Annotated in this window: 29 protein-coding genes; 15 read left to right on the forward strand and 14 right to left on the reverse strand. The window is 68.1% G+C overall.

The features are described from left to right. The first annotated feature begins 47 nt into the window (after positions 1 to 47). Together VPH43_RS11365 and VPH43_RS11370 are read left to right on the forward strand one after the other, a co-directional pair. Positions 48 to 1547 carry a TIGR02594 family protein gene (locus VPH43_RS11365; RefSeq protein WP_328577804.1) on the forward strand — a complete coding sequence of 500 codons (1500 nt, stop codon included), beginning with the start codon at positions 48 to 50 and terminating at the stop codon, positions 1545 to 1547. 54 nt (positions 1548 to 1601) lie between these two features. Further along, positions 1602 to 2168: a hypothetical protein gene (locus VPH43_RS11370; RefSeq protein ID WP_328577805.1), complete on the forward strand. Its 567-nt coding sequence runs from the start codon at positions 1602 to 1604 to the stop codon at positions 2166 to 2168. A 144-nt stretch (positions 2169 to 2312) separates the two neighbouring features. On the opposite strand, the gene VPH43_RS11375 is transcribed toward VPH43_RS11370, so the two are convergent. The 3 genes from VPH43_RS11375 to flgA all read right to left on the reverse strand — a co-directional run bounded on the left by VPH43_RS11375 (position 2313) and on the right by flgA (position 3996). Next, positions 2313 to 2714, reverse strand: a complete 402-nt coding sequence (locus tag VPH43_RS11375) for a hypothetical protein (protein ID WP_328577806.1) — start codon at positions 2712 to 2714, stop codon at positions 2313 to 2315. Positions 2715 to 2776: 62 nt separating this feature from the next. Beyond that, a complete protein-coding gene (flgM, locus tag VPH43_RS11380; protein WP_328577807.1) occupies positions 2777 to 3085 on the reverse strand; it encodes a flagellar biosynthesis anti-sigma factor FlgM in 309 nt (102 codons plus the stop codon). 161 nt (positions 3086 to 3246) lie between these two features. Further along, the gene (gene flgA / locus VPH43_RS11385; RefSeq protein ID WP_328577808.1) at positions 3247 to 3996 is read right to left on the reverse strand and encodes a flagellar basal body P-ring formation chaperone FlgA; all 750 of its coding nucleotides are present in this window, start codon (positions 3994 to 3996) and stop codon (positions 3247 to 3249) included. A gap of 141 nt (positions 3997 to 4137) precedes the next feature. On the opposite strand from flgA, the gene flgB reads away from it, so the two are divergent. The 5 genes from flgB to flgF all read left to right on the forward strand — a co-directional run bounded on the left by flgB (position 4138) and on the right by flgF (position 7792). Continuing rightward, positions 4138 to 4548 (forward strand): flagellar basal body rod protein FlgB, encoded by a 411-nt coding sequence (flgB, locus tag VPH43_RS11390; protein WP_328577809.1) that lies wholly within the window; start codon positions 4138 to 4140, stop codon positions 4546 to 4548. A gap of 11 nt (positions 4549 to 4559) precedes the next feature. Beyond that, a complete protein-coding gene (gene flgC, locus VPH43_RS11395; RefSeq protein ID WP_328577810.1) occupies positions 4560 to 4967 on the forward strand; it encodes a flagellar basal body rod protein FlgC in 408 nt (135 codons plus the stop codon). Between the two features lie 26 nt (positions 4968 to 4993). Continuing rightward, a complete protein-coding gene (locus VPH43_RS11400) occupies positions 4994 to 5656 on the forward strand; it encodes a flagellar hook assembly protein FlgD (protein ID WP_328577811.1) in 663 nt (220 codons plus the stop codon). A 44-nt stretch (positions 5657 to 5700) separates the two neighbouring features. Further along, a complete protein-coding gene (gene flgE / locus VPH43_RS11405) occupies positions 5701 to 6960 on the forward strand; it encodes a flagellar hook protein FlgE (RefSeq protein WP_328577812.1) in 1260 nt (419 codons plus the stop codon). A gap of 106 nt (positions 6961 to 7066) precedes the next feature. Next, positions 7067 to 7792: a flagellar basal-body rod protein FlgF gene (gene flgF / locus VPH43_RS11410; protein ID WP_328577813.1), complete on the forward strand. Its 726-nt coding sequence runs from the start codon at positions 7067 to 7069 to the stop codon at positions 7790 to 7792. A gap of 52 nt (positions 7793 to 7844) precedes the next feature. Here flgF and VPH43_RS11415 read toward each other — a convergent pair whose 3' ends face one another. The 11 genes from VPH43_RS11415 to VPH43_RS11465 all read right to left on the reverse strand — a co-directional run bounded on the left by VPH43_RS11415 (position 7845) and on the right by VPH43_RS11465 (position 13748). After that, positions 7845 to 8255 (reverse strand): hypothetical protein, encoded by a 411-nt coding sequence (locus VPH43_RS11415; protein WP_328577814.1) that lies wholly within the window; start codon positions 8253 to 8255, stop codon positions 7845 to 7847. A 150-nt stretch (positions 8256 to 8405) separates the two neighbouring features. Next, positions 8406 to 9011: a hypothetical protein gene (locus tag VPH43_RS11420; RefSeq protein WP_328577815.1), complete on the reverse strand. Its 606-nt coding sequence runs from the start codon at positions 9009 to 9011 to the stop codon at positions 8406 to 8408. Between the two features lie 5 nt (positions 9012 to 9016). Then, positions 9017 to 9448 (reverse strand): DUF1801 domain-containing protein, encoded by a 432-nt coding sequence (locus VPH43_RS11425; RefSeq protein ID WP_328577816.1) that lies wholly within the window; start codon positions 9446 to 9448, stop codon positions 9017 to 9019. Between the two features lies 1 nt (position 9449). Continuing rightward, positions 9450 to 9710 (reverse strand): hypothetical protein, encoded by a 261-nt coding sequence (locus VPH43_RS11430; protein ID WP_328577817.1) that lies wholly within the window; start codon positions 9708 to 9710, stop codon positions 9450 to 9452. A 154-nt stretch (positions 9711 to 9864) separates the two neighbouring features. Continuing rightward, complete coding sequence (locus VPH43_RS11435; RefSeq protein WP_328577818.1) at positions 9865 to 10320, reverse strand: GFA family protein; 456 nt, start codon at positions 10318 to 10320, stop codon at positions 9865 to 9867. Between the two features lie 96 nt (positions 10321 to 10416). Further along, entirely contained in the window at positions 10417 to 10956 is a 540-nt protein-coding gene (locus VPH43_RS11440; RefSeq protein WP_328577819.1) for a DUF2867 domain-containing protein, read from the reverse strand. 107 nt (positions 10957 to 11063) lie between these two features. Then, positions 11064 to 11465: a GNAT family N-acetyltransferase gene (locus tag VPH43_RS11445; protein ID WP_328577820.1), complete on the reverse strand. Its 402-nt coding sequence runs from the start codon at positions 11463 to 11465 to the stop codon at positions 11064 to 11066. Between the two features lie 136 nt (positions 11466 to 11601). After that, positions 11602 to 12345: an ImmA/IrrE family metallo-endopeptidase gene (locus VPH43_RS11450; RefSeq protein ID WP_328577821.1), complete on the reverse strand. Its 744-nt coding sequence runs from the start codon at positions 12343 to 12345 to the stop codon at positions 11602 to 11604. A gap of 131 nt (positions 12346 to 12476) precedes the next feature. Beyond that, positions 12477 to 12926, reverse strand: coding sequence for a GNAT family N-acetyltransferase (locus VPH43_RS11455; RefSeq protein ID WP_328577822.1), 450 nt, complete (start codon positions 12924 to 12926; stop codon positions 12477 to 12479). Between the two features lie 31 nt (positions 12927 to 12957). Next, complete coding sequence (locus tag VPH43_RS11460; RefSeq protein WP_328577823.1) at positions 12958 to 13353, reverse strand: GFA family protein; 396 nt, start codon at positions 13351 to 13353, stop codon at positions 12958 to 12960. A gap of 56 nt (positions 13354 to 13409) precedes the next feature. Continuing rightward, complete coding sequence (locus tag VPH43_RS11465) at positions 13410 to 13748, reverse strand: hypothetical protein (RefSeq protein WP_328577824.1); 339 nt, start codon at positions 13746 to 13748, stop codon at positions 13410 to 13412. Between the two features lie 789 nt (positions 13749 to 14537). On the opposite strand from VPH43_RS11465, the gene flgG reads away from it, so the two are divergent. The 8 genes from flgG (at position 14538) to VPH43_RS11505 (ending at position 26253) form a co-directional block, all read left to right on the forward strand. Continuing rightward, on the forward strand, positions 14538 to 15320 hold the full coding sequence (gene flgG, locus VPH43_RS11470; RefSeq protein ID WP_328577825.1) for a flagellar basal-body rod protein FlgG: 783 nt from the start codon (positions 14538 to 14540) through the stop codon (positions 15318 to 15320). Positions 15321 to 15400: 80 nt separating this feature from the next. Next, the gene (locus VPH43_RS11475) at positions 15401 to 16069 is read left to right on the forward strand and encodes a flagellar basal body L-ring protein FlgH (protein ID WP_328577826.1); all 669 of its coding nucleotides are present in this window, start codon (positions 15401 to 15403) and stop codon (positions 16067 to 16069) included. A gap of 66 nt (positions 16070 to 16135) precedes the next feature. After that, positions 16136 to 17269, forward strand: a complete 1134-nt coding sequence (locus tag VPH43_RS11480) for a flagellar basal body P-ring protein FlgI (protein ID WP_328577827.1) — start codon at positions 16136 to 16138, stop codon at positions 17267 to 17269. 11 nt (positions 17270 to 17280) lie between these two features. After that, complete coding sequence (gene flgJ / locus VPH43_RS11485) at positions 17281 to 18162, forward strand: flagellar assembly peptidoglycan hydrolase FlgJ (protein ID WP_328577828.1); 882 nt, start codon at positions 17281 to 17283, stop codon at positions 18160 to 18162. Positions 18163 to 18188: 26 nt separating this feature from the next. Then, complete coding sequence (flgK, locus tag VPH43_RS11490) at positions 18189 to 20159, forward strand: flagellar hook-associated protein FlgK (RefSeq protein WP_328577829.1); 1971 nt, start codon at positions 18189 to 18191, stop codon at positions 20157 to 20159. 14 nt (positions 20160 to 20173) lie between these two features. Further along, complete coding sequence (gene flgL / locus VPH43_RS11495) at positions 20174 to 21373, forward strand: flagellar hook-associated protein FlgL (RefSeq protein WP_328577830.1); 1200 nt, start codon at positions 20174 to 20176, stop codon at positions 21371 to 21373. Between the two features lie 28 nt (positions 21374 to 21401). Then, positions 21402 to 22598, forward strand: a complete 1197-nt coding sequence (locus VPH43_RS11500; RefSeq protein ID WP_328577831.1) for an EAL and HDOD domain-containing protein — start codon at positions 21402 to 21404, stop codon at positions 22596 to 22598. A 10-nt stretch (positions 22599 to 22608) separates the two neighbouring features. Continuing rightward, positions 22609 to 26253 (forward strand): PAS domain S-box protein, encoded by a 3645-nt coding sequence (locus VPH43_RS11505; protein ID WP_328577832.1) that lies wholly within the window; start codon positions 22609 to 22611, stop codon positions 26251 to 26253. Positions 26254 to 26303 lie beyond the last annotated feature (50 nt).

A 26303-nucleotide genomic window follows, 5' to 3' on the forward strand; every position in this document is an offset into this window, starting at 1 on the left:
CAGCCGGCGCTACGGTAACGGCACTTCCACAGCCCGGGTGACGTGCGATGTTGAACACCGTCTCCTCCAGCCGCGCTGCCGCGGCCACCAGCCTGCACAGCGACGCCGGCGTCTACCACGTGCGCCACGGCGACACCCTCAGCGGCATCGCCGCCGCCCATGGCACCACGGTGGCGGCGCTGCTGCGCGCCAACCCCCAGATCCACGACCCGGACCGCATCTATGCGGGCGACGTGATCCACCTGCCGGCCGCGGGCGCCGGCGGCGCTTCGCCGCAGGTGCATGTGGTGCGCAGCGGGGACACGCTGTCCGAGCTGGCCGCGCGTTACGACACCGACGTGTCCACGCTCGCGCGCCTGAACCACATCGCCAACCCCAACCTCATCCATGTGGGCGACCGCCTGCGCCTGCCCGGTGGCAGCGCGGTGCAGCATGGCGGCGGACAGGGCGGTGGCACGCCGGCGCCCCAGCCCGGTGGTGGCGGCACCGGCCACGCCAGCTGGATGGCGATCGCGCGCGGCGAGATGGGCCAGCATGAGATCGCCGGCTCGCGCGACAACGCGCGCATCGTGCAGTACCACGACACCACCACGCTGCACGCCAAGGACGATGAAACGCCCTGGTGCTCTTCCTTCGTGAACTGGACGCTGGAAAAGGCGGGCTACGAGGGCACCGACAGCGCGGCGGCCATCAGCTGGGCCCACTGGGGCAACCAGGTCAACGGGCTGGGCGCGGCGCGCGAGGGCGACGTCGTGGTGCTTCACCAGAAGGGCGCGCCAGCCAGCAGCAACCACGTGGGCTTTTTTGTGCGCGGCGGCAATGGCCAGGTCACCCTGCTGGGCGGCAACCAGGGCAACCAGGTGAAGGAGTCGACCTACAGCACCGCGCAATGGGAGGTGGTGGCAGTGCGCCGCCCGCCCGGCAGCGAGCACGCTGCGGCGCCGGCGCCTGCCCCGGCTGCGGGCGGTGCGCAGCCGCAGCGCGGCATCACCGAGGGCGACTACGCCTCGGTGGCGCGCCAGCTCGGTGTGGACGTCGCCGCCATCAAGGCGGTGGCCGAGGTGGAGGCCTCCGGCAGCGGCTTCCTGCCCTCGGGCAAACCCAAGATCCTGTTCGAGGCGCACGTCTTTGCGCAGAAGACCGGCGGGCGCTACAACGCATCCCATCCCAACATCTCCAGCCCGCACTGGAACCGCGCGCTCTACGGCGCCGGCGGCGAGCACCAGTGGCAGCGGTTCGAGCAGGCCTACAAGCTCGACCCGCAGGCGGCGATGCAGTCGGCCTCGTGGGGCCGCTTCCAGATCATGGGCTTCAACCACAAGGCGGCGGGATTCAACGACGTGCAGTCGTTCGTGAATGCGATGAAGCGCAGCGAGGGCGAGCAGCTCAAGGCCTTTGCGAGCTTCATCGAATCCAACCCCTCGATGCACCGTGCGCTGAAGAACCATGACTGGGCCGCCTTTGCGCGGGCCTACAACGGCGCCGGCTATGCGCAGAACCACTACGACACCAAGATCGCCGCGGCCTACCAGCGCTTTGCGCACTGACCCCGCGCCCGCCCGGTTCGCCGGCGCGTGAAAATCGCGCCGATGAACCGATGCATGTTCTTGCTGCTGGCCTCGCTGTGCACCACCGCGCAGGCCGCCTCCCTCAGCCCGCTGGCCGAACGGGAGTTCAACGCCGTGGCGCTGCGGGCTGAGAGCCAGGTGCGGCATGAAATGAACCAGCCGCTGCAGGTGCAGTTCCACCGTGACCAGGGCTTTCGATGGCGGGGAGAGGGCGCACGCTCGGCGGCGATCGTGTCGCTGCTGGTGATGCCCGAAGGTCAGCCGGCGCACTGTGTGCTTGCGGTCGAACGCGAGGGCCGGTTGCAGACCCTGGACGCGTTGGCCACCGATGCCCAGCAGCCCTGGTCGTGCGACGGCGAGCCGGCGCTCACCCTGGCCGACGTGGACGGCGACGGCGCGCCTGACCTGCTGGTGCTGTACCCGTATCGCGCGCCGTCGAACGACACCTTCCAGCTCCCGCTGGTGCTGCGCCACAGGCAGGACAAAGGCGACTTCGAGCTGGAGGCAGAGCGCACCCGCTGGCTGCGCGAAGGCCACCGACTACCGGCGACCCTCGTGCAGATGAAGCAGGCGCTCAAGGCCTACCCCCGCCCCAAGTAGCCTTGGCAGGGCGCATTCCCCGCGGGGACAGGCCGCAGGCCAGGGAGAGCAATCGTGGAGGCGGCTGCGATGCGTGGACGGGTTTCCCGGCCATGCATCGAATCCCCATGGGGGGCGGCCGCCCGGCGGCCGGGGGCTCCAGCCCTAGGCTTGGATCACGCCGCCGAGCGAAGCGCGCTCGGTGCCACCTTGGGGCGAATACACACCGCCGGCCGGCGGGGCCGGCATCAGCACGTCGATCGCCCGGTCCAGCGCGGCGGTGGCACGCGCGAGTGATTCGCGCTGGGCAGCGACTTGCCCGCTCGCGTTGGCCAGGCGGCGGCGCAGCACCGGCGGTACGCCGCCCGTGCGGGCCGCCTGCGCAAACCGGTTCACCGCATCGGCCAGGGCGCGGTGCAGTTCGGTGGCATGCAGCTCGATGGCCTCGGCATTGCGCTCGCGCAGCGCCTCGCCCAGCGCGGCCAGCCGCTGCTCGACAGCGGCCAGCGAGTTCTCAAGCTCCGCACCCTGTGACGGAGCATCCGGCGATGAGGGCAGGGGCGGCATGGGCGCGTTGTGCAAGGCAGGTACAGCAGGCGCGGGTGCCCGGAAGGCGCCCGCGAGGTGGATCAATGCGAGGTGCGGCTGAGCAGTTCGTGCGCGTTGGCGATCAGCTTGTCGGCGATCGCTTCCGGGTTCACGGTGAACTTGCCTTCACGGATCGCCTGGGTGATGCGGTTCACCTTGTCGCTGTCGAACTCGGCAGAGCCGGCGTCCACATTCAGCGCCGCGGCGGCTGCGGACAGCTCCACCTGGGCGCTGGCTTCGGTGGCCTGGCCCTCCGTGCTGGTTGCCGTGGTGGTGGCGCCAGCAGCCCCCTTGCGCTCCGCGGTGACCGGGGTCACGGCGGGCTTGTTTTCGAGATGGCCGATTTTCATGGTGTGCTCCAGAGGGCGCGGCCCAGAAGGCCTTGCCCGGTCAACATGGTCGGTGTATCGGACTGCTGGGGGCGGACTTTAGGCTTTTTTCGGAGATCGACCGATGTTCCCCTCGTTCGGGGGGCTGGCTGCTGGGGGTGCTTCAGGCGGGGCATATCGGGTCAGAGCGGTATTTCCACACGATGTTCCGCAACCGCCATGCCGCTCACGATGCGGCCGGAGTCGGTGCGCACTCGCACCGGCTGGCCTTCCAGGCCGGGCGACAGCGCCTGGCCGGCACCACTGACCGAGTAGCCGGCGCCCACGGCCAGCACCTGCACGGTGTCGCCGGCCGCGAAATACTGGCGCGCCTTGAGATCCGTCTGCCGCAGCGTGTCGCCGGCGGCCAGCGGGCGGGCGAGGGTGCGGCCCACCGCGCCCGCGGCCTGGGTGAGCGCCGTGCCGGGCGCGGCGGCCAGGTCGACCTCGGCCTCGCGCAGGTCGGCTGCGGCCAGGGTGCTGCCGGCGGGCAGGGGGCCGGCGACCACGAGGGCGCGGCCGAACACCTTCACCGTGACGGGCAGGAACACATTCCAGCGGCTGGGCCCCTGCAGGCAGCGCAGGCCCACGCGGGTCTTGCCCCAGGCCGGGCTGCCGGCAGGCAGGTAGGGCTCGATGCGTTCGCAGGGCGCCAGGCGCAGCCGGGGGTCGAGCTGGCCAATCAGGACTTCCACCCGCGCGTGGCCGCCACTGGCGCGCTGGCCGGCGGCCTGGGCCATCTGCTCGACCTGCTGGGCGAGCGGGGCAGCCAGCGCGGATGCATCTCCCTCCGCCGCCGAGGCAGCACCCACCACCAGCACCGTGCTCAGCACGACGCCGATGATCCAGCACCACAGGGCGCTGATGAGAAGGGTGCGCAGACTCTTATCCACGGTGCCACTGTAGAAGGCCGGCCCAGGCCACAGTGCCGCGAATTGCGGGCCAATGACTGCGTTATTCGCGCTTATGTTTCAGGAGGTGCTCTCCACAATCCCTTACATCGCCCGTCAAGGGCTTGGACCGTGGTTGGCTTCATGACGAACCGCTTGACCGACTCGCTGCACTTCCAGACGCAGGCGCTGGTGCTGCGCTCGGAACGCCAGCGCCTGATCGCCAGCAACATCGCCAATGCCGACACGCCGGGTTATGTGGCGCGCGACATGAGCTTTTCGCAGGCGCTGAAGGAGGCGACGACCACCACCGCCCTGGGCAGCGCCGGCACCGCGATGGCCACGCAGCCCGGGCACATCCATCCGGCCGGTGGCGCGCGCGCCGAAGCGAACCTCGTGTACGCCGTTCCCAGCCAGACCAGCCTTGACCGCAACACCGTGGACCTGGACCGCGAGCGCGCCGCGTTCGCCGACAACTCGGTGAAGTACGAAGCGGCGCTGCGCTTCATCAACCACGACGTGCGGCAGATGCTGGACGCCATCCGTGGTCAATAAGAGAGGCTGACATGAGCATGTTCGACATCTTCAAGGTCTCTGGGAGTGCCGTTTCGGCGCAGAGCCAGCGCCTGAACGTGGTGGCCTCCAACCTCGCCAACGCCGACACCGTCGCCGGCCCCGACGGCCAGGCCTACAAGGCGCGCCAGGTCACCTTCCAGACCACGCTGATGGGCGAGGTGGGCGCGGCCGGCGTCACCGTGAGCACGATCAGCGAAGACAACACGCCCGGCCGCCGGGTGCACGACCCCAAGCATCCCCAGGCGGACGCCGAGGGCTACGTCACCTACAGCAACGTGAATCCGGTGGAGGAAATGGTCAACATGATCTCGGCCTCACGCTCCTACCAGAACAACGTCGAAGTGATGAACACCGCCAAGACCCTGCTGCAGAAGACGCTGCAGATGGGCCAGGGCTAAGGCGCTAGGACCAACGAAAGGCCCGCATGGCAGTCGACCTCTCCACGCTGAACACCAGCGTCACCAACCCCAGTACGCTGCTCGGCGGCACCACCACCGCGACGCAGAACGACGCCGGCAGCGCCGACCGCTTTCTCAAGCTGCTGGTGGCGCAGATGCAGAACCAGGACCCGCTGAATCCGATGGACAACGCGCAGGTCACCAGCCAGATGGCGCAGATCAACACGGTCAACGGCATCGAGAAGCTCAACACCACGGTCTCGGGCCTGAACGGCCAGTTCGTGCAGATGCAGGCGCTGCAGGCCGCGTCCCTGGTGGGCCGCGAAGTGTGGCTGGAAGGCAATGCCCTGCAGATGAGCAACGGCACCGGCGAAGGCGCCTTCAACCTGAGCAGCGCCGCCGACCGGGTGAAGGTCGAAGTGCTCAGCCCGGCCGGCCAGGTGGTGGACACCATGGAGCTGGGCGCCGAGACCGCCGGCCGCCACAGCTTCACCTGGAGCAAGGCCGGCGTGAGCGACAGCGCGGGCCTCACCTTCCGCGTGAGCGCCACCTCGGGTGCCGCGCAGGTGCCCGCGACCGCGCTGATGCTGGACACGGTGGAATCCGCCGGCATCGACGGCGACACCCTCACCCTCGAACTCGCGCGCACCGGCGATGTGCCGTATTCCAAGGTGCTCGCGGTCCACTGACCCACGACCCCCGCGCCCCTCCAAGCAGCAACAAGGACATCACCATGAGCTTCCAGCAAGGCCTGTCGGGTCTGAACGCCACCAGCAAGAGCCTCGAGATCATCGGCAACAACATTGCCAACGCCAACACCTACGGCAGCAAGGCCTCGCGCGCAGAGTTTTCCGACGTGTACGCGGCCGCGCTCAATGGCGGCGGCGCCAGCCAGGTGGGCATCGGCGTGCAGCTGGCCAAGGTGTCGCAGCAGTTCACGCAAGGCAACATCACCACCACCGAGAACGCGCTCGACCTGGCGGTCAACGGCTCGGGCTTCTTCCAGGTGCGCGAGGGCAACCAGACCGTCTACACCCGCAATGGCCAGTTCAAGGTGGACCGCGACGGCTTCATCGTCAACAACCAGAAGCAGCGGCTGATGGGCTACCCGGCTGACGGCACCGGCGTGATCCAGCCGGGCCAGGCCACGGCCATGCAGCTGCCCAGCGCGGGCATCAACCCGGCGCCCACCAGCGAGATGCTGATCGAGATGAACCTCGATTCACGCGTGGGCACCACCACGCCGGCCGCCGGCACGATCGACTTCTCCGACCCGCGCACCTACAACAACGCGACCTCGCTCACGGTGTTCGACGCCAAGGGCCAGGACATCGCGATGACCTACTACTTCCAGAAGTCGGCCACCGACACCTGGAACGTGTATGCCACCGCCAACGGCAGCTCGGTGCTGGACGACGGCAGCGGCAACGCGCTGCCGGTGACCACCATCACCTTCCCCAGCACCGGCGGTGCGCCGCTCTCGCCCGCCGCGCCGGTGAGCTTCGACATCCCCGCCGGCGTGAACGCCGCCGGTGCCGACACCCTGGCGCTGACCGGCGTGACGCTGGACCTGTCCGGTGCCACCCAATACGGCGCCACCTTCGGCGTCACCGACCTGCGGCAGGACGGTTATGCGCCGGGCCAGCTGTCGGGCATTGCGATCGAGGACAACGGCATCGTGATGGCGCGCTATTCGAACGGCCAGTCCAAGCCGGCCGGGCAGATCGAGCTGGCCAACTTCCGCAACCCCCAGGGCCTGCAGTCGCTGGGTGGCAACGCGTGGGCGCGCAGCTTCGCGTCGGGCGACCCCATCCTCGGCGTGCCGAGCGAAGGCAACATGGGCTCGCTGCAGTCCGGCGCGCTGGAGGAGGCCAACATCGACCTCACCGCGGAGCTGGTGAACATGATCACCGCCCAGCGCATCTACCAGGCCAATGCGCAGACCATCAAGACGCAGGACCAGGTGCTGCAGACCTTGGTGAACCTGAGGTAATGGAGCGCCCCGCCGCCTGCGGCGACGTGCCCCCCGCGGGGGCTGTCGACCGGCCTTGGGGCGGCCCGGCGCCCGGTCTCCCGGCGCCATCGAGCGAGAGGACGATATGGACCGCATGATCTATCTGTCGATGAGTGGCGCCAAGGCGACCATGCAGCGGCAGGACGTGCTGGCGAACAACCTCGCCAACGTGTCCACCACCGGCTTCCGCGCCGAGTTGGCCGCCTTCCGCGCGGTGCCCGTGCGTGGCGACGGGGCCAGCACCCGCGTGTACGCCCTCGAATCGACGGTGGGCTACAACCCCGACGCCGGCCCGGTGCAGGCCACCGGCCGCAGCCTGGACGTGGCCATGAAGGGCGGTGCCTGGCTGGCCGTGCAGGGCCTGGACGGCACCGAGGCCTACAGCCGCGCCGGCTCGCTGGACATCAGCGCCGAGGGCACGCTGGTCACCCGCAGCGGCCTGCCGGTGCTGGGCGACGGCGGCCCGATCACCGTGCCACCCAACAGCGAGGTGAGCATCGGCAGCGACGGCACCATCAGCGCCCGCAGCGCCCAGGGCAAGTCCACCCCGGTGGGCAAGCTCAAGCTGGTGACGCCGGAAGCGCCGCTGCAGCGCGGCGAGGACGGCCTGTTCCGCGCGGCCGACGGCGAGCTGCCGGCCGACCCGAACGCCCGCGTGCAGGACGGCGCGCTGGAAGGCTCCAACGTAAGTCCGGTGGAGACCATGGTCGCGATGATCGCCGCCGCCCGGCAGTTCGAGTCGCAGATGAAGATGCTGCAGACGGCCGAGCAGAACGAACAGGCCTCCACCAAGCTGCTGTCGTCGGGCTGAGAGGCGGCCGGGGCGCGACGCTGAACCTGCGCCACGCCATCAGCTTGGTAGCCTAGCCAGGCGCACCCGAGGCGGAACCGCGTTTCCAGCTTTCGGGAAAGTAGCTTGGTGGATCGGATCTCAGCTTGATGGCCATCCACAGGCTTGCGACGGACCAGGCGACGACGGCTTCGCCCGCCAACGAGTCGGGCTGGGTGACGATATGAGCCACGGCCAGTGCAACCCAGCAGCAGGCGAAGGCCATGCCGCCCGCGCGGCTGGCGTGAATCAGCGGTAGACAGGCCCAGCCCAGGCCCGCGAGCGCAGCAGTGATGAAAACAAGCAGCGCCCCGCTGCCGCCACCCGAGCCAAAGACGCCGGCCAGCAGCACCAGTAGCAGGACGGGTATGCCGATGCAAAGCACCAGAAGCGCGCGACCTGCGACAAGGAAGAGCACTTTGGCAAGCTTGAGCAGAGGCGACATGGTGGCACCTGACGGGCAGCCGGTGTCCGCAATGGCGGGCGAAGCCGGCACTTCGCCACCAGGGTGTCGCGCGAACCTAGCGCTGACGCAGCATCTCGTTCACGGCCGCGTCGTGTTGGCGGTACATCGGTGCCAGGCCGATCGCGCTCATCACGTCGAAGCCGTTGAAGTGCATGCGGACCAGCTCGCTCGCATGCCCGGTGAAGTCTCGTTGACCTCTTCCAATGCCGCCGGGTCCGGTGCGGTGTCTGGAGGGTCCAGGAGCGCGGGGGCGATCGCCTTCACAAGCGCGTGGTACTGCACCAGCGGAACGGTCGTGGCAAGGAAGGCGGCATTCTCGCCAGCCCAACGCATGGCGCCAGGGTATGCCATGAAGGGCCGGACGTCGGCGGTGTGGCCAGGCAGCTGGCGTGCATAGGCATCGAGGACCTCGTTGCGGTGCAATTGAAAGATGGCAGTGGCGTCTCGGCACATCCGCTCCACAACACCGTCATATTGAGAGAGCAGCTGCGCCAGCGCGGCGCGTTTGTCGATGGCGTCCCGCACCATGGTCATCGCACGCGCCTGCACCTTGGGGAGCCACACCGCTTCGGCGTAGGTGGTACAGCTGTATGCGGCAACCAGCTCGGGCGGCGCAACAACGGCGCCAATCGCACGTGCGTTTTCCTGGGCAGAGGCGGGCAGGACCAGCACACCCAGCAGCGCACCAAACGCGGCGGCCGCACTTTTGAAGCGCCCACTGAATGAGAGGGCCATGGCGCTCAGGACCCGGTCCAACCCGGTAGCTCGCTCGCTTGCTTCAACCAGCGTACAAACAGATCCTCGTCGAACGGCTCGTTCTCCCGGATGTCCAGGTAGCGCACGTCCTCATGCTTCGACGCGCCTGGCGGCAGCGGCGACAGCGCAGCGCCCTTGAAGAAGGTGACCTTCACGTACTTGGTGAAGCAGTGGAAGCTGAGGAACCAGCCTTGGCCTTCGACGCCATAGAACGGCGAGTTCCACTTCACCGCCTTTTGCACCTGGGGCACGGCGGCCACGATCATTTCGTCAAGACGGCGTCCGACCTCTTGCTTCCATCCTGGCATCGCGTCGATGTAGGCCTGCACGGGCGCATCGCCCTCGCCCTTGGGAATCTGCGGATTGCCGCCGGAGAGAAGCACCGGGGCAGAAGAAGGCGCAGGCCGACGTGCCATGTCAGCGCTTGCTGGTGCTGGCCGAGTCCAGCCAGGAATAAAACAGGCTGTCGATGATCCACTCCAACGGGGAGCGGTCCCTCTCCGCCTCCGCCCGCTCTCGATCCGCGATCGCCTGCTGCCGGCCTGCCGCTTCCCGCGCACCGGCGCGCTGCAGCGCAATCGCAGACGCTTCGGCCGAACCGGCCGCTCCGCTGTGGGCCGCGCCCGGGCTGACCAGTGACACATCGTGGCTGGCACAGCCGGCAAGCAGCGCCGCCACGAGCGCTGCCCTACCTGCAAAAGTATTTTTCATGTGGTTGTCCTCCAGTTTTCATTGGGCCTCACAAGCGGAGGATGGACCGCAGCCCGTCAAACACGCGCTCAGGCACGACAGGAGCGATGCTCTGGCAACGTGGCTCCGCGCTTGGCAGGGGTCAGACATCGATCGCTCGCGCCGAGCCAGGTGTTGGTGGTTGCGGTGGGCTGGGCTGGCTGGTCTTCTTGGGTAGGCTGTCCGCGATGTCGAGCCAGGGAACATGCTCCTCGAAGAACACGTGGGCGCTGGGCTCGCGGTCAAGCGGGTCTGTGATCAGCGCACGGGCAATGTGCATCTCACCCGGCCACCGGGTCGACTGGAAGAACATGGGGCTGCCGCACCGCGCGCAGAACGCGCGCTGGGCGCCGGGGCTCGACTCATACCAGGTGGGTGGCGCGGAATCCGGTTCCAGAACGAACTGCTCGCTGGGGAACCCGGCCCACGTGACAAATGGCGCCCCATGAGCGCGACGGCAATAGGTGCAGTGGCAGTGCGCAACCCACTTGGACGGCAAGCTGGCACGAAAGCGAACTGCACCGCAAAGGCAGGAGCCGCGACGGGTTACGGTGTTCATTGCGATGCCCCTGGGTTGCTGCTGATATGTGCTCGACACGATGGGCGCGGTGGTGGCTCGCACAAGCAACGAAAGCGGGTGGAGTTGGATCGAGGTTCAGGCGGCCAAAGGCCAGCCGATCCGCGCTGCGCGACGCAAGCTGGATCGAACCACCAGGCGATGGAACGGCGCGATGGCCAGGATGTACAGGCGACCCCAGCCGTTGTGGCAATGGACCACGGTGGACAGGGTCAGCTGGCGTGGGCAATGCGGCGACGGCTCGCCGGAGCACAGCAGGGACACCCTGAAGTCCAGGTGCTTGTCGTCTTCCCCAAGCACGATCTCGGCCGGAGTGCTGCCGTAGATCCTGAAGATGCCGACGCGGTTGGCCTGGTCGTGCGCGCCGAGTGACGAGAGCTGCTGAGCGGTCTTGAGGCCGAATCGTCCGACGACGGCATCGCGGATCGACAGTAGGACGCCCACCCACCGGGGCTGCTGGGAAAAGATGAACCTGGCCAGCAGCTCGGGATTGGCCGCAGCGCCGGCTGGAAGCCCGATCGAGAAGGCGTCGGCGAGGTGCGTCGATGCATAAGCATTGGCGATGCGTGACTGCGCCGGCAGTGCGACGGACGTGACTTGATGCGGTGCGGCTGACATGTGTGCGGGCGGTGGGAACTCGGGCAGGTTCGACGATCACCGCGGGCCGCGGCGTGAGGCTTGCGTCGGCGCATGGGCTCGATGGACCGGTGGGTGCCGATTCTGACCTACCGAACCCGTTTGAAGTAGACAAGCTCAAGATCGTCGGGGTCAAGGTTGTCGATGAAGCCGCTGCGCACGAACCCCGCCTTGGACAACAGCGCCTGCGCACCCAGGTTGGAAGTGTTGGTCGAGCTGAACAACTTGGGCGACGGGCAGGCTGCTTCAGCCGCCGCCAGCAGCGCCCTGCCAACCCCCTTGCGTCGGTGGCCTGCGGTTACCGCGATCAGCGCGACAAATGCCTGCTCGAAGAAGGCATGGTTGAGCACGAGGAAGCCGAGCACACGGCCGTCCGCGACAGCGACGAGGGCTTGGCCCTGCGCTGTGGCGTTGCCGATGAAGCTGCGGCGGCTCGCATGAGCCTGTGCGAACACGTCGCACTGCACCATGGAGGCGATGTCCTCAGGCACGGCCGGTCGAACGACCAACGGCTCAGGCGGTATGGACCCGGCCGTGCGCATGGACTGTGAGAACGACGAGGGCAACTGCGATGAGAAGCTTCATAGGGCTGACGTTGCGCTTGGGCGGCGGCTTGCCCGGCTGAGTTCACCAGGAGATTATCTGCCGCAGCTCCTGATAGAACCGCTGGCGCATCGCGTCGACCGTCTGCGGGATGGCACCCGCGAAGTACTCGTTCGCGACCTTGCCGCCAGCCACCACCGCCGCCATGCGCTGCAGCGGTGTCCCGTGGTGGTTCTGATTGTTGTAGGCATAGTCCCCGATCGAGAACGCCTGCTGCAAGGAGGTCTGCATTTCGGCGGGGCTCACGAACGCCTTGGCATAGATCAGGTAGAAGCCGGAGAACATGTCGGCCTCGAGCTCACGAGGTGCGGCCGTGCCCGAGTTGAGCCAACTTGCTCCGTACACGAACTGCATCATGTGCCCGAATTCGTGGGCGAGTACCTGCCAGAGCGGCAACGGTGTTCCGTACTTCGAATAGGTCTGGGCTGCAAGCGTCGTCCCGAAAAGAACGGCCATATTGTTCGGGTTGGCATAGGCGTTCGGGGAGTCACAGTCGCTCAGGAACGCGAAGGAGACGGACGGAAGATTCCAGAAGGAACGCTGGTAGTCGAACTCCTGCCTGAACGCCTGGTCAAGCCCTGCATTGCCGGAGCTTGCCTGCGGTTGTCCGCATCCGGGCAGGGCGGTGGTGCCAGCAGCGGCCGAAAGCGTGCAGCCGTGGACCTCTGCCGTTTGCTGTGATGGCGTGTCGTCCTCCCCTCCGCCGCACCCGCCAAGCGCCAGAGCGCCTCCGCAAACGCACATGAATCGACGTCGATTGAGGTCCATCGCGCGCACTCCGAAATTGGTGTGTTCGCAGCCTGCTTGTTGCGAGGCGGGTGCGCATCCTCAACTTGGACGATGGCGTGCAGAGCGCTCGATGCACGGTGAAGCCTCAGGGCACAGAAGCGCCCTCCCTCTCACGAGGGTGCAGCATTGGCGCCACCCGTGCCCAAGCGCTTGACCATGATGTACTTGACGATGCCATGCGGGTAGACCGCGTGCTCATAGGCGACCCGGTAGCCCAGGGACTCGTACAGCGCCGGCGCCTGAAAGCTGAACGTCTCCAGGTAGAACGACGAGCATCCATGGGACAGGGCGTGCGCTTCGAACGCCTCGATGAGCTGGCGCCCGACACCTTGGCGGCGATGCGATGCCGCCACCCACAGCTGCTGCAGCTCGCAGCAAGGCCCCCACCGGCGGCCCACGGCCCCGCCCATGACCTGGCCCACGGCGTCTCGCGCAAAACACGAGAGCGGGCGCACCTCATGGAGAGGTGCCGCCGCGTTGTTGGCCTCATCCAGCCCGCTGTCGACCAGCGTGGCTTCGGGCGGGTGGCTGTCGTGGGCGCTGATCACCAACAGCGCCATGGTGCATGCTCCTTCCACATGGCCGTGCGGCTCACCCCATGTGCTCGATGCCGTCGGGCATCCGGACCCAGCTGTGCATCCGCTCTTCGTATACCGAGAAAGTGGGTGCCGGGAACGAGGGGTCGGCGAAGGCGCCCACCGGGATGGCCACCGCATCCTCCCGGCCGGACATCGTGTAGTAGACGGTGGCGCCGCAGTTCGGGCAGAACCTGAACGTGGCCTTGCCACCTTCGTCTCCAACGCGCACGAACTCGCTGCTCGTGCCGCTGATGGACACGGCCGCCTTGTCGAACCGGGCTTGTGCACCGAACACACTGCCTGTCCGGCGCTGGCAGGCCAGGCAATGGCACACCGACACGCGCAGCGGCTCGGTGGAGACGTGGGCCTGAAGCTGGCCGCAACTGCAGGAAGCGGTTCTGGTCGACATGGGGATCTCGATGGAGTTGGATATCGGTACCGGCCGAAACGGCGGAGGCGCTTGCTTCAGTAGCGCCGGCAGTGGTTGGTATTGGAAATCGGACGACCGAATTCTGTGCTCAGCGGACCCAAACCGCCGCTTCGCTCATCGTCGCGCACGCACTCGCGTACCGCTTCAAAGGAGGATTCGACGCCTGAACGTATGAGGTCCTTCCTGGCAGCCGCCGCGATGGAGCGGGCCAGGGCGTTGGGGCGAGGCGCCGTATCGGCAGCGGTGAGAGCAGCAGCAGGCGCGCGCAGCGAAAGATCCAGCGCTTGCTGTCCCGTGACTCGCTCCATGACGAGCACATCGCTCGCCAGAGCGCTGAAGGTTAGGGCTCCGAGGGAGACCAGCGCGACTGTCAACACATGCACTGAAGCGCACACATGTTCTCTAACGGTCGGCATAAACGGCACGACTCGGCTGCCCGCGCATGTCCGCTTGATGGAGGGTTGGGGCGCGCTTTCATTCACGGGGATTTGCCAAGCCAAGCATTGGGTACGCGACCCAGCAACCAACAAAGTACATGATGACCACATAGCCTACGCCCTCACTAGGCGCGGTTGCAATGGCGCCACGACACAGGAGCGCGAACACAGGCGCAGCGATTGCAAAGACTACTCCCTGCAAGGCTGACCTCGCAGACGCCCTGAAAAGCGCGAGCAACCAAGGCCAGCATGCAACAAGAAATAGAAGGACGACAGGCAGCGCCATCTTGATACGGTGAGCGAATGGCCCTGATCCGAGCTCACGCAAGGTTGAGGCATTCGGATTGGCGAGCAAGCCGCTGACGACCAACGCAACGCTGGCCAGGAGCGAAAGTAGCAGGAGGGCACGTTGCATTTGAGCGCTCTGACGTTCGACATGAGTGGCATGTTCGGATTGCCGAGCATGTCCGCTCGCTGGAGGGCTTGGGCTGTTGGATCAACGGCGCAGCACTCGACGAAAGGCGGGAGCGCTGTCGGGCCTGACCTGCCCAGGATGATCAGTGTCGCTGCACGGACCGGGTCATGTCCATCCCACCCGATCTGCGGTCGTCTGGCCAGATCTGAATTGGACTCGCACAGGAACAACCCCCCCAAAACCCCTTTTATCCCCCGCTCCCGCCCCCTCAAGTCCGCCGAACATCCGTCACAGCGACAAGGAGTAGCGCCATGATCCGTTCGTTGTGGATTTCGAAGACCGGGATGGAAGCCCAGCAGACCCAGCTGGACACCATCTCGCACAACCTCGCCAACGTCTCGACGAACGGCTACAAGAAGGCGCATGCGGTCTTCGAGGACCTGATCTACCAGAACCTGCGGCAGGCGGGTGCCAATTCCAGCGAGCAGACGCAGCTGCCCACCGGCCTGCAGCTCGGCCTGGGCACGCGCGCGGTGGCTACCTCGCGCAACTACTCGCAAGGCAACCTGCAGCAGACGACCAACAACCTCGACATCGCGATCAAGGGCAACGGCTTCTTCCAGATCCAGTTGCCCGATGGCACCACCGGCTACACCCGCGACGGCTCGTTCCAGGTGGACAGCAATGGCCAGCTGGTGACCAACAACGGCTATGTCGTGCAGCCGGGCATCACGATCCCCGCACAGGCGCAGAGCGTCACCATCGGCAACGACGGCACGGTGAGCGTCACCCTGCCGGGCCAGGCGACTGCACAGTCCATCGGCCAGATCCAGATCGCCAGCTTCGTCAATCCCGCCGGCCTGGACCCCAAGGGCCAGAACATGTTTGCCGAGACCACCGCCTCCGGCACCGCCAACTCGGGGGCACCAGGCGCGAATGGGCTGGGCTCATTGCAGCAAGGCTTCGTCGAGACCTCCAACGTCAACGTGGTGGAGGAGCTGGTGTCCATGATCCAGACGCAGCGTGCCTACGAGATGAACTCCAAGGCAATCCAGACCTCGGACCAGATGCTGCAGCGCCTCGGTCAACTGTGATGATGACTCCCCCCCGCAGCGCCTTCGGCGCCACCCCCTCAAGGGGGCAACACCGACGGCCCGGCAAAGCCGGTTCCGTGGTGTTCGCTGGGCTTCTGGCCGCGGCCCTACCGCATCTTGCCGGCTGTGCCTACATCGGCGCGCCCAAGGTGGACGTGGCCGAGCCCACCACCGCCGTGCCCCAGCAGGCTCAAGCCGCGGCCCCCGTGAACAACGGCGCCATCTTCCAGGCCGCACAGTACCGCCCGCTGTTCGAGGACCATCGCGCCCGCCTGGTGGGTGACACCCTCACGGTGCAGATCGTGGAGAAGGTGAGCGCCAGCCAGAAGTCCACCAGCACGGTGGACAAGAGCGGCACGGTGAGCGCCGGCGTCACCGCGCTGCCCTTCCTGAAGCCATCGGCGCTCACCCGCGCGAGTGCCGACGGCACCTCCAGCAATGCCTTCTCCGGCAAGGGCAGCACCGAGAACAGCAACGACTTCTCCGGCACCATCACCGCAGTGGTCACCGGCGTGCTGCCCAACGGCCACCTGCTGATTGCCGGCGAAAAGCAGATCGGCGTGAACCACAACGTGGACGTGCTGCGTTTTTCCGGCCAGGTGGACCCGCGGGCCATCCAGCCCGGCAACAGCGTGGCCAGCGCCCAGATCGCCAATGTGCGCATCGAGCACCGTGGCCGCGGCCAGCAGGCCGAGGCGCAGGGAATTGGTTGGCTGGCCCGCTTCTTTTTGAGCGTTCTGCCGATCTAAAGAATTCAAGAATGGTGGCCACAGCCTCCTGCATGCACGAGGCCCGAACACCCTGATGCCGCCACCATGAAATCCTCCATCGACCGCTTCGTCCGCCTGCTCGTCATCCTCACGGTGATCGCAGCCAGCGCGGCCCTGTGGTGGCCGGTGGGCGCGGCGGCCGCCCGCATCAAGGAAGTGGCTGCGGTGCAGGGCGTGCGCAGCAACCAGCTGGTGGGCTATGGCCTGGTCGTGGGCCTGGACGGCACCGGCGACCAGACCACGCAGACACCCTTCACCACGCAGAGCATCCAGGCGATGCTGCAGCAGATGGGCGTCACCGTGCCGGCCGGCACCAACATGCAGTTGCGCAACGTGGCCGCCGTGATGGTGACCACGCAGCTGCCCGCCTTCGCCCAACCTGGCCAGCCGCTGGACGTCACCGTGTCGTCGCTCGGCAATGCCAAGAGCCTGCGCGGCGGTACCTTGATCGCCACGCCGCTGAAGGGCGCCGATGGCCAGATCTACGCCCTGGCGCAAGGCAACGTGGTCATCGGTGGCGCGGGTGCGTCGGCCGGCGGCTCCAAGGTGCAGATCAACCAGCTGTCGGCCGGCCGCATCCCGCAGGGCGCCACGGTGGAGCGCAGCGTGCCCACGCCGCTGCAGCAGGGAGACGTGATCCAGCTCGACCTCAATGCCTCGGACTTCAACACCGCGCGCGAAGTGGCGCGCGTGATCAACGGCGCCAAGGGCGAGGGCACCGCGGTGGCGGTGGACGGCCGTGTGGTGCAGCTGCGCATGCCGGCCAACCCGGCGCAGCGCGTGGCCTTTCTGGCCGACATCGAGAACCTGCAGTTCGACGCGGCCGCACCGGCCGCCAAGGTGGTGATCAACGCCCGCACCGGCTCGGTGGTGATGAACCAGGCGGTCACGCTCAACGCCTGCGCGGTGGCGCACGGCAACCTGTCGGTCACCATCAGCTCCACCCCGGTGGTCAGCCAGCCGGGCGCCCTGTCCGGCGGGCAGACAGTGGTGAGCGAAAAAACGGACATCTCGATTGCGCAACAGGGTGGCTCGCTGGTGCAGATGGCCGCCGGAACGCGCCTGACTGACGTGGTGAAGGCGCTCAACGCGCTGGGTGCCACGCCGCAGGACCTGCTCGCCATCCTGCAGGCGATGAAGAGTGCCGGCGCGCTCAATGCCGAGCTTGAAGTGATCTGAGGCTCGACGCCATGGCAGTCATCCCCAACCGCATCCCGCTGCAGCCGGCCCTGAGTGCCGACGGCCGCTCCGTCGCCCAGCTGAAGAACCAGGCCGGCGCCGACCCCAGGAGCGCGGTGCGCGAGGCGGCCAAGCAGTTCGAAGGCCTGTTCATGCAGGAGCTGATGAAGAGCATGCGCCAGAGCACCATGCCTTCCGGCTTCCTGGACAACGAAGGCTCCAAGCTCGGCAGCGAGCTGCTGGACACCCAGCTGTCCAACCAGATCAGCGGCCTGCCCGGCGGGCTGGCCGACGTGATCGCGCGCCAGCTCGAGCGCCAGATGGGCGTACCCGCGAATCCGCAGCTGCCGGCCAGCGCGGCCGCCACCACGGCCTTGCGCGCTGGCACCCCCGACACCCCGCAGGTGCGCAAGGCCATGGGCGCGGCCCAGGGCTTCGTGGCCCAGCACCAGGACGCCGCGCGCGCGGTGGAAGCGCAGACCGGCATTCCGGCCGGCTTCCTCATTGCACAGGCCGCGCACGAAACCGGCTGGGGCAAGCGCGACATCCGCCATGCGGACGGCACGCCGTCGCACAACCTGTTCGGCATCAAGGCCGGCCCGGGCTGGAAGGGCGCGGTGGCCGAAGTGACCACCACCGAATACATCAACGGCCAGGCTCACAAGGTGAAGGCCAAGTTCCGCGCCTATGAAAGCGCAGAGGCCTCGTTTGCCGACTACGCCAGCCTGATGAAGAACAACCCGCGCTATGAGCGGGTGATCGCCAATGCGGACAGCGCCCGGGGTTTTGCACAGGGCTTGCAGCGCGCCGGCTATGCCACCGATCCGGCCTACGCCGACAAGCTCACGCGGGTGATCAACACCACGCTGCGGCTGCAGCGGTCGCTCGCTTGATCGGCACCAACCAGAGGGCCTGAACCATGGGTGTTTCCGCAGTCATGTCGCTCGGCGTGCGGGCCATGGCGGCCAACTACGCCGCCTTGCAGGCCACCGGCAACAACATTGCCAACGCCAACGTCGCCGGGTATTCGCGCCAGCAGGTCGAGCTGGAGACGGCCAAGGGCCAGTACACCGGCGCCGGCTTCTTCGGCAAGGGCGTCAACGTCTCCACCGTCACGCGTTCGTACGACGAGTTCCTCAGCCGCGAGGCGGCAGTGTCCAAGTCCATTGCCTCGATGGACAAGGCGCGTGCAGAGCAGCTGGCCCAGTTGGAGCGGGCCTTCCCGATGGGCGAGGCCGGCATCGGCTATTCGGCCGGCCAGTTCCTCAATGCGATGGTGGACGTGGCCAGCAATCCGCAGGACATCGGCGCACGCCAGGTGGTGCTGTCGCGGGCCAGCGAACTGGCGGCGCGCTTCAATGCGTCGGCCACCCAGCTGGACGCCATCCAGCGCGGCGTCGGCGAGGACCTGAAGAACTCGGTCAAGACGGTCAATGAGCTGGCCCGCGGCATTGCGGACGTGAACCAGAAGATCGCCGCGGTACGTGGCTCCGGCCATGCACCCAACGACCTGCTGGACGAGCGCGACCGCCTGGTGTCCAGGCTGTCCGAGCTGGTGCAGGTGAGCACCGTCGGTGCGGAGGACGGCACGCTGGGCGTGTTCATCGCGGGCGGCCAGCGCCTGGTGCTGGGCAACCAGGCCGCCTCCCTGCAAGTGGCGCCCGACCCGGCGGACCCGGCCCGTTCGGCGATCGCGATCAACGACAACGGCCTGGTGCGCGACCTGCCCTTCGACCTGCTGGGCGCGGGGGCCATCAGCGGCCTGCTGCGCTTCCAGAACAGCGACCTGGTGGACGCGCGCAACCTGCTGGGCCAGATGGCCGCGGCCTTCAGCGCCCGGCTCAATGAACAGCAATCGCTCGGCCTGGACCTGCGCACACCGCCGGGCAGCGGTGCACCGGTGTTTGCCGTGGGCGCGCCACGATCGGTGCCCAACGCCAACAACGCCAAGGATGCGAGCGGCCAGTTCATCAGCAGCGTGTCGCTCACCACCGTCGACGGCACCCAGCTGCAGGCCAGCGACTACGAGCTGCAGGCCGACCCGGCGAATGCCGGTGCCTATGTGCTCACGCGCCTGAGCGACGGCCTCACCCGCACCATCGCCAGCGGCGACGTGGTGGACGGCATGCGCATCGATGTCAACGCGCCCGCACCGGGGCCCAACGAGCGCTTCCTGCTGCAGCCGGTGGCGCGTGCGGCCAACGGCATGGCCCGCGTGCTGGACGACCCGCGCGCGCTGGCCGCCGCTTCTCCGGTGACGGCGACCGTGCCCGCCACCAACACCGGCACCGCCAGCGTCGCCTCGCTCACGGTGGTGGGCAGCAGCGTGAACCCGGAGCTCACCGCCAACCTGAGCTTCACCTCCGCCACCGGCGACTACGCTTGGGAGCTGCGCGACCGCACCAGCAACGCGCTGGTGAGCAGCGGCACCGGCACCTGGACGGCGGGGCAGCCGATCGCCTTGAACGGCTTCGAGCTGCAGCTCAACGGCGTGCCGGCGAACGGCGACGCGATCAGCATCGGCAAGACCCTGTACCCGGCCACGAACAACGGCAACGCGCTGGCGCTGGCCGCCCTGCGCGACCAGAGCTTCGTTGGCCAGTCGCTGGACGGCCTGGGCCAGCTGACCGGCGGCAACACCATGACCGAGGCCTATGCCGCGGCCATGGCCGACGTGGGCGTGCGGGTGCAAAGCGGCAACAACGCCGCCGACATCTCGGCCAGCGTGGCGGCCACGGCGGAACAGGCCCGTTCCGGCCAGGCCGGCGTGAACCTGGATGAAGAAGCCGCACGCCTGATCCAGTACCAGCAGAGCTACCAGGCCGCGGCCAAGGTGCTGCAGGTGGCCCAGCAGATTTTCGACACGCTCCTGCAGACCGCGGGTGGCTGAACGGGGAGTTCCTGATGCGCATTACCACCAACAACGCCTTCGACGCCACCGTCGACAGCCTGCAGAAGCGGCAGACCGAGCTCAGCGACAGCCAGCGGCGCCTGACCAGCGGCAAGCGGGTGCTGACGGCCAGCGACGACCCGGTGGCGGCCGCGCGGGCCGAGCGTGCGCTGGCCACCGTGGCGCGCAGCGAGGCGTCGCAGCGTGCGCTGGATGCCAGCCGCAATGCCATGACCCTGAGCGAGGCGGCGATCGGCGATGCGTCCGACCTGCTGCAGCAGATTCGCGAGACCCTGGTGCAGGCCGGCAATGCCAGCTTCACCGACACCGAACGAGCCAGCCTGGCCGACAAGATCGCCGGCCTGCGCTCGCAGCTGCTGGGGGTGGCCAACCGCAGCGATGGCGCCAACGGCTACCTTTTTGGCGGCCAGGGCACCAGCCAGCCGCCGTTCGTGGACGCGCCCGGCGGGGTGCAGTACCGCGGCATCAGCGGCCGCATCAACGTCGCGCTGCCCGAGCAGCTGCCGCTCACGGTCGATGGCGCAGGCGCCTGGCTGCAGGCACGCACCGGCAACGGCGTGTTCGAAACCCGGCCGGTCGCCGGCAACACCGGCAACGCCTGGATCGACGGCGGCCGTGTCACCCTGCCGGGCAACCTCACCGCCTCCACCTACACGGTGCAGTTCAGCGTGGCTGCCGGTGTCACCACCTATTCGGTGCTGCAGGACGGCAACCCCACCGCGCTGGCAGGCGTGCCCTACCAGTCGGGCAAGGCGATCGAGATCGACGGCATGTCGTTCAACGTCACCGGCCAGCCGGCCGATGGCGACCAGTTCGAGACCGTGCCGTCCACGCCCAGCCTGAGCGTGTTCGACGCGATCGACCGCGCCGTCGGCGACCTGAAGACACCTTCGCGCAAGAGCGGCGAGATCCAGCAGGGTGTGAACAGCAGCCTGCGCGACCTGGACCAGGTGATGTCCGGCCTGGGCGCTTTACGCAGCCAGGTGGGCGAAATCCTCAACCTGAGCGACGGCGCGCAGAGCCGGCTGACCGACCTGAAGCTGTACGGTGAGACAGAACGCTCGAATGCGGAAGACTTGGACATGGTGCAGGCCATTTCCGAGTTCCAGAACCAGCAAAGCGGCTACGATGCGGCGTTGAAAACCTACTCGATGGTGCAGAGGATGTCGCTGTTCCAGTACATCAGTGGGTGAACGCCTTGGCGGCCAGGGAGAACAACGAATGACGGAACACCCCATCCTCGGCCAGGTGGTGCTCGGCTACTCGCCGATGATCGACCGCAACCGCGCGGTCATCGCCACGCGGCTCACCTTGTTTCCGGCCAAGCCGGACCTCGCGCTCAGCTCCGCGTCCCTGCTGGCCACGCTCAACGAGGTGTGGCCCGGCGCCGGCGGGCAGGTGTCCTTGAACATCGTCAGCGAGACCCTGCTGCATGAGCTGCTGGCGGCCAAGCTCTCCACCAACCTGTGGATCGAGGTGCCGGCCTTCATGGCCAGCGACACCACCCACAGCGAGGCGCTGCGCCGCCTGCATGCGCAAGGCAACACGCTGCTGATCAAGGGCCGCCCGCTGCAGGAACTGCCGCGCGAGGTGCTGCCCTGCTTCAAGTATTCGATCATCGACCTGAGCGAGGAGCGGCGCGGCGACGCACCGCCCGCGCCCGGTGTGTCGCGCACCATCTCGCATGTGCAGTCCGGTGTGCGCACGCTGGAGCAGATGGAGCAGGCCTTCCAGCGCGGCGCCGTGGCAGTGCTGGGCTGGCCGGTGGACGACGCGATCCAGTCCTCGTCGACCCGCAACGCGTCGCGCCCGGACATGCAGACCATCGTGGAGCTGATCCGCCGCGTCGACAAGGAAGAGCCTGGCGACCGGCTGGAAGCCACGCTCAAGCAGGACCCGACGCTGGCCTTCAAGCTGATGCGCTACATCAACTCGCCGGCCTTCGGCCTGCGCGTGGAAGTGAGCTCCTTCCGCCATGCGCTCATGCTGCTCGGTTACCAGCGCCTGAAGCGCTGGCTAGCGCTGCTGCTCGCTTCGGCCAGCAAGGACGCGAACATGAAGCCGGTCATGTATGCCGCGGTGCGGCGCGGCCTGCTGATGGAAGAGCTGGCGCGTTCCACCCAGGCCGACGAGGAGATGCGCAACGAGATGTTCATCTGCGGCGTGTTCTCCCTGCTCGACAAGATGATGCAGCAGCCGTTTGCCGAGCTGCTGAAGACGATTCCCGTGCCCGAGCGGGTGTACCAGGCGCTGGTGGACAACTCCGGCCCCTTCCAGCCGTATTTCGACGTGGTGTTCGCGGTGGAGCAGGAGTCGCTGTTCGACATCCGCGCCGCCGCCGACGCGCTGATGATGAGCGTGACGGAAATCAACCGCGCCGAGCTGCGCGCGCTCGCGAACGCCTCGCAGCTCGATTAACCTTCGCGGGATGCCGCCACCGCGTCTGCCGCCTGCATCGTCCAGTGTTCCGCCGATCAGCCTGCGTGCGCTGATCGACGCGTCCTCCGACGGCGTGGTGGTGTTCGACGCGCGCAGCACCGTGCTGCTGTGCAACCGCGCCGCCATGCGGCTGCTGGCCTGCGAGCCCGGGTTCACCCTGGCCCAGCTGGAGCCGGTGCTGGGGCCGCAGCTGATGGCCTGGTTGCTGCTCGAACGCAGTGGCGCCGGGCAGCAGCCGGTGGCGCCGCTGTTCCTGGCTGACGGCCGGCAGGTGCAGGCGAGCCTGCAGGTGCTGGAGCTGGGCCAGTGGGCCTTGCGGCTGGAGCCCGCACGCGACACCGGCACGCTGGGGCCGCTGCCTGAGCTGCAGGCGCTGGGGGTGCCCACCGTCGCATCGCGTCAGCTGCTGCGCCTGTTCTGGGAGTCGCCCTTTCCGGCCACGGTGCAGGACGCGCAGTTCAAGCTGGTGGCGGTGAACCAGGCCTACCTGGACTTCACCGGCTTCTCGCGCGAGCAACTGCTCGGCATCGACCCCGTGCTGCTGCAGCCCGAGCAGGACCGCCAGCGCAGCTTCGACTTTCGCCAGCAGCTGCAGCCGGACACCGCCGAGCCGGCGTTGGTGCCCATGATCGAGCGCCGGCTGATCGACGCGGCCGGCCATGAACGCTGGTTCCGCCTGGCACGCTGTGCGTTGACCGGCTCCTCCGGCCAGCCGCTGTGGCTGTCGGTGGTGCACGACATCACCGCCGAGCGGGTGGCGCGCGAGCAGGCCGACCGCTCGGTGCGCGAACTCGACGAGTGGTTCGACCTGAGCCCGGTGGGCATGGTGCTGTTCGACGACCGCGGCCTGCTGCTGCGCAGCAACCCGGCCTTTGCGTCGCTGGTGGGCGATGTGCCCGAGGTGGTGGCGCATGCGCCGCAGCCGCTGCAGGAGCTGCTGGCCTGGGAGGACAGCACGCCATCGCCGGCGCTTGCGCCTGGTGCCCCGCCGCTGGAGCGGCGTGTGTCCGTGGCCACGCCCGATGGCCGCCGACTGCGCCTGCGTGCGCTGGTGCGCGGTTTCGCCACCGGCGCCGGGCAGCGCCGCTTCATGGCAGTGGTGGAAGACCGCACGCTGGAAGAAGAGCGCGAGCTGGCGCAGCTGGAGATCGGTGCCCTGATGGACACCGCCAGCATCGGCATCGCCACCTTCGAGGAGTCGCGCGGCTGGGTGAGCAGTGCACAAGGCAAGGGCAGCGGCAAGGCTGGCGCGGCCGGCTTGCAATCCATCGGCCGCGACATGGTGGTGCCGGAGTCGCTGGCCGACTATGAACGGCTGCAGCGCGCGCTCAAGCAGGGCGAGCGGGCGGAGGTGCGTTATGCGGTGCGCCACCCCGAGCTGGGCGAGCGCTGGCTGCTCACGCGGGTGGAGCCCGGCCAGCTCGCGTCGGGCCGGCGCACCACCTCGGTGGTGACGCTGGACGTCACCGACCAGGAACAGGCGCGCATGCGCAACGAGCAGCTGCTGCGCGAGCTGTCCACCCTGCTGGACGTCAGCAGCGCCGGCATCGCCTATTTCCGCGGCGACCTGCTGGTGCGCTGCAATGAACGTTTCGAGCGCATGCTGGGGTTGGTGGAATCGCCCGCCGGGCAGCCGCTCGGCGAGCTGCTCGCAGCGCATCCGGTGGCCTGGCCGGCGCTGCGGCACAGCCTCACCGCCTTGCGCACGGCGCGTGTGTTCGAGAGTGAGTTCCGCGTCCACGGCGCCGCCGGCAGTCTGTACGGCGACGCCTGGTATTCGCTGTCAGTGCGGCGCGCCAACAGCGACTGCCTTCACATGGAGGCGGTGGCCGTGCTCACCGACATCTCGCGCCTGAAGAAGCAGCAAGCCGAGCTGGAGGAGCTGCTGCGCGAGCGCGAGCTGATGTTCAACCTGTCCGAGGTGGGCATCGCCTATGTCCGCGGCGGCCGGCTGGAGCGCGCCAACCAGGCGCTGGCGGCGATGACCGGTTATGCCACCGCCGAGCTCAACGGCCTGGACCATGCGGAGCTGTTCGAGGACCGCGCGGCCTACCTCGAATACCGCCGCATCGAGCAGGAGGTGCTGCGCCAGCAGGGCCGCTTCACCACCGAACGGCGGCTGCGCCGCCGCGACGGCTCGGTGCTGTGGGTGCAGGCCAGCAAGCGCGCGGTCGACGAGGCCGACCCCGATGCCGGCACCATCTGTTCCTACGTCAACGTGGACGAGCGCCATCGCGCGCGCCAGTCGCTGGTGCTGCAGGCCGAGCGCACGCGCGCCGTGCTTGATTCGGTGCTGGTGGGCATCGTCACCGTGGGCGAGCGCGGCATCGAGTGGATGAACCGCTCGGCGCGCCGCATGTTCGCCGGCGAGCTGGCCGACTTCGTGGGCGAGCCCATCAGCACCGTCGCCACGCCGGAGCCCGACCATCCGCTGCGCCGCACCCACTACCTGGAGGCGCTGGCCGAGGGCCAGGCCGAGGCGTTCGAATGCCGCTTGATCGGCCGCGACGGGCGCGAATTCTGGGTGGTCGGCAATGCGGTGGTCACCGGGCGCGAGTCGGGCGAACGCCAGCTCACCTTTGCGCTGCTGGACATCGAGCGCCGCCGCCAGGCCGAGATCAACATGGCGCAGACCCAGGCCTCGCTGCAACGCATCATCGAAACCGCGCCGCTCGCGATCGGGCTGATCGATGCACGCACCCTGCGCCTGGCGCAGCTCAACCAGATGGCCGCCACCTTTGCAGGCAGCACGCTGGACGCTGCGGTGGGGCGTGCGCCCGAGGAGCTGTTCGACATCGAGTTCTCCGAGCGCCTGGTGGAGGACATGCGGCTGGCGCTGGGCAGCCAGGACGCCACCCGGCGCGAATACCGGCGCCACACCGGCGGCCAGCTGCGCGTGTGGGACGCACGCTATGTGCCGCTGGCGCCCGCGGGCGCCAGCGCGCCCGAGCAGCTGCTGTTCGTGGCCAGCGACGTGACCGAGCAGCGCGCGGCCGAGCAGGCGCGCTACGAAGCGGCGATCGCCCAGCGCGAGATGCTGGTCAAGGAAGTGCACCACCGCATCAAGAACAACCTGCAGGGCGTGGCTGGCCTGATGCAGCAGATCGCCCAGCGCCGGCCCGAGGTGGCGCCCGTGATCAGCGAGGCGATCGGCCAGGTGCAGGCGATCGCGCAGGTGTACGGGCTGCAGGTGGGCGCGGCCGGCCCGCTGCGCATCCGCAGCGTGCTGGAGGCGATCACCGCCTCCGTGCAGCGCATGTTCGGCCGCAGCATCGTGGTGGAGGTGCAGGGCGCGGCACCGCACCGGTGGGCGCTGCCCGAGGCGGAGTCCATCCCGATCGCGCTCACCCTCAACGAGCTGCTCACCAATGCGATCAAGCACAGCCGCGATGGCGATGTGCGCTGCGCCCTGCATTGCGGCGACAACCAGGTCAGCATCGCCATCGCCAACCATGGCGAGCTGCCAGAGGGCTTCAGCGTGGCACGGATCCCGGGTGGGGTGTCCGGCCTCGGACTGGTGCGGGCCCTGCTGCCGCGCCGCAGCGCCACCCTGACATTGGGCGCCGAAGGCCCGCTGGTCGTGGCACGCATCACGCTCGTCCCCCCTGGCATCACCGCCCTGGAATCCTTGTAGCCGCGCGCGGCGCCTTTGCGCGACAATGGCGCCCCCGGTCACGAGCCGGG

The organism is Ideonella sp. BN130291 (assembly GCF_036231905.1).
GTDB lineage: Bacteria > Pseudomonadota > Gammaproteobacteria > Burkholderiales > Burkholderiaceae_C > CAMLIZ01.

What these genes read in the sequence shown, in the direction of transcription:
- VPH43_RS11365 (WP_328577804.1), top strand. Translation starts at nt 48, where the DNA reads ATGTTGAACACCGTCTCCTCCAGCCGCGCTGCCGCGGCCACCAGCCTG.
- VPH43_RS11370 (WP_328577805.1), top strand. Translation starts at nt 1,602, where the DNA reads ATGTTCTTGCTGCTGGCCTCGCTGTGCACCACCGCGCAGGCCGCCTCC.
- VPH43_RS11375 (WP_328577806.1), bottom strand. Translation starts at nt 2,714, where the DNA reads ATGCCGCCCCTGCCCTCATCGCCGGATGCTCCGTCACAGGGTGCGGAG.
- flgM (WP_328577807.1), bottom strand. Translation starts at nt 3,085, where the DNA reads ATGAAAATCGGCCATCTCGAAAACAAGCCCGCCGTGACCCCGGTCACC.
- flgB (WP_328577809.1), top strand. Translation starts at nt 4,138, where the DNA reads ATGACGAACCGCTTGACCGACTCGCTGCACTTCCAGACGCAGGCGCTG.
- flgC (WP_328577810.1), top strand. Translation starts at nt 4,560, where the DNA reads ATGAGCATGTTCGACATCTTCAAGGTCTCTGGGAGTGCCGTTTCGGCG.
- VPH43_RS11400 (WP_328577811.1), top strand. Translation starts at nt 4,994, where the DNA reads ATGGCAGTCGACCTCTCCACGCTGAACACCAGCGTCACCAACCCCAGT.
- flgE (WP_328577812.1), top strand. Translation starts at nt 5,701, where the DNA reads ATGAGCTTCCAGCAAGGCCTGTCGGGTCTGAACGCCACCAGCAAGAGC.
- flgF (WP_328577813.1), top strand. Translation starts at nt 7,067, where the DNA reads ATGGACCGCATGATCTATCTGTCGATGAGTGGCGCCAAGGCGACCATG.
- VPH43_RS11415 (WP_328577814.1), bottom strand. Translation starts at nt 8,255, where the DNA reads ATGTCGCCTCTGCTCAAGCTTGCCAAAGTGCTCTTCCTTGTCGCAGGT.
- VPH43_RS11420 (WP_328577815.1), bottom strand. Translation starts at nt 9,011, where the DNA reads ATGGCCCTCTCATTCAGTGGGCGCTTCAAAAGTGCGGCCGCCGCGTTT.
- VPH43_RS11425 (WP_328577816.1), bottom strand. Translation starts at nt 9,448, where the DNA reads ATGGCACGTCGGCCTGCGCCTTCTTCTGCCCCGGTGCTTCTCTCCGGC.
- VPH43_RS11435 (WP_328577818.1), bottom strand. Translation starts at nt 10,320, where the DNA reads ATGAACACCGTAACCCGTCGCGGCTCCTGCCTTTGCGGTGCAGTTCGC.
- VPH43_RS11440 (WP_328577819.1), bottom strand. Translation starts at nt 10,956, where the DNA reads ATGTCAGCCGCACCGCATCAAGTCACGTCCGTCGCACTGCCGGCGCAG.
- VPH43_RS11450 (WP_328577821.1), bottom strand. Translation starts at nt 12,345, where the DNA reads ATGGACCTCAATCGACGTCGATTCATGTGCGTTTGCGGAGGCGCTCTG.
- VPH43_RS11455 (WP_328577822.1), bottom strand. Translation starts at nt 12,926, where the DNA reads ATGGCGCTGTTGGTGATCAGCGCCCACGACAGCCACCCGCCCGAAGCC.
- VPH43_RS11460 (WP_328577823.1), bottom strand. Translation starts at nt 13,353, where the DNA reads ATGTCGACCAGAACCGCTTCCTGCAGTTGCGGCCAGCTTCAGGCCCAC.
- flgG (WP_328577825.1), top strand. Translation starts at nt 14,538, where the DNA reads ATGATCCGTTCGTTGTGGATTTCGAAGACCGGGATGGAAGCCCAGCAG.
- VPH43_RS11480 (WP_328577827.1), top strand. Translation starts at nt 16,136, where the DNA reads ATGAAATCCTCCATCGACCGCTTCGTCCGCCTGCTCGTCATCCTCACG.
- flgJ (WP_328577828.1), top strand. Translation starts at nt 17,281, where the DNA reads ATGGCAGTCATCCCCAACCGCATCCCGCTGCAGCCGGCCCTGAGTGCC.
- flgK (WP_328577829.1), top strand. Translation starts at nt 18,189, where the DNA reads ATGGGTGTTTCCGCAGTCATGTCGCTCGGCGTGCGGGCCATGGCGGCC.
- flgL (WP_328577830.1), top strand. Translation starts at nt 20,174, where the DNA reads ATGCGCATTACCACCAACAACGCCTTCGACGCCACCGTCGACAGCCTG.
- VPH43_RS11500 (WP_328577831.1), top strand. Translation starts at nt 21,402, where the DNA reads ATGACGGAACACCCCATCCTCGGCCAGGTGGTGCTCGGCTACTCGCCG.
- VPH43_RS11505 (WP_328577832.1), top strand. Translation starts at nt 22,609, where the DNA reads ATGCCGCCACCGCGTCTGCCGCCTGCATCGTCCAGTGTTCCGCCGATC.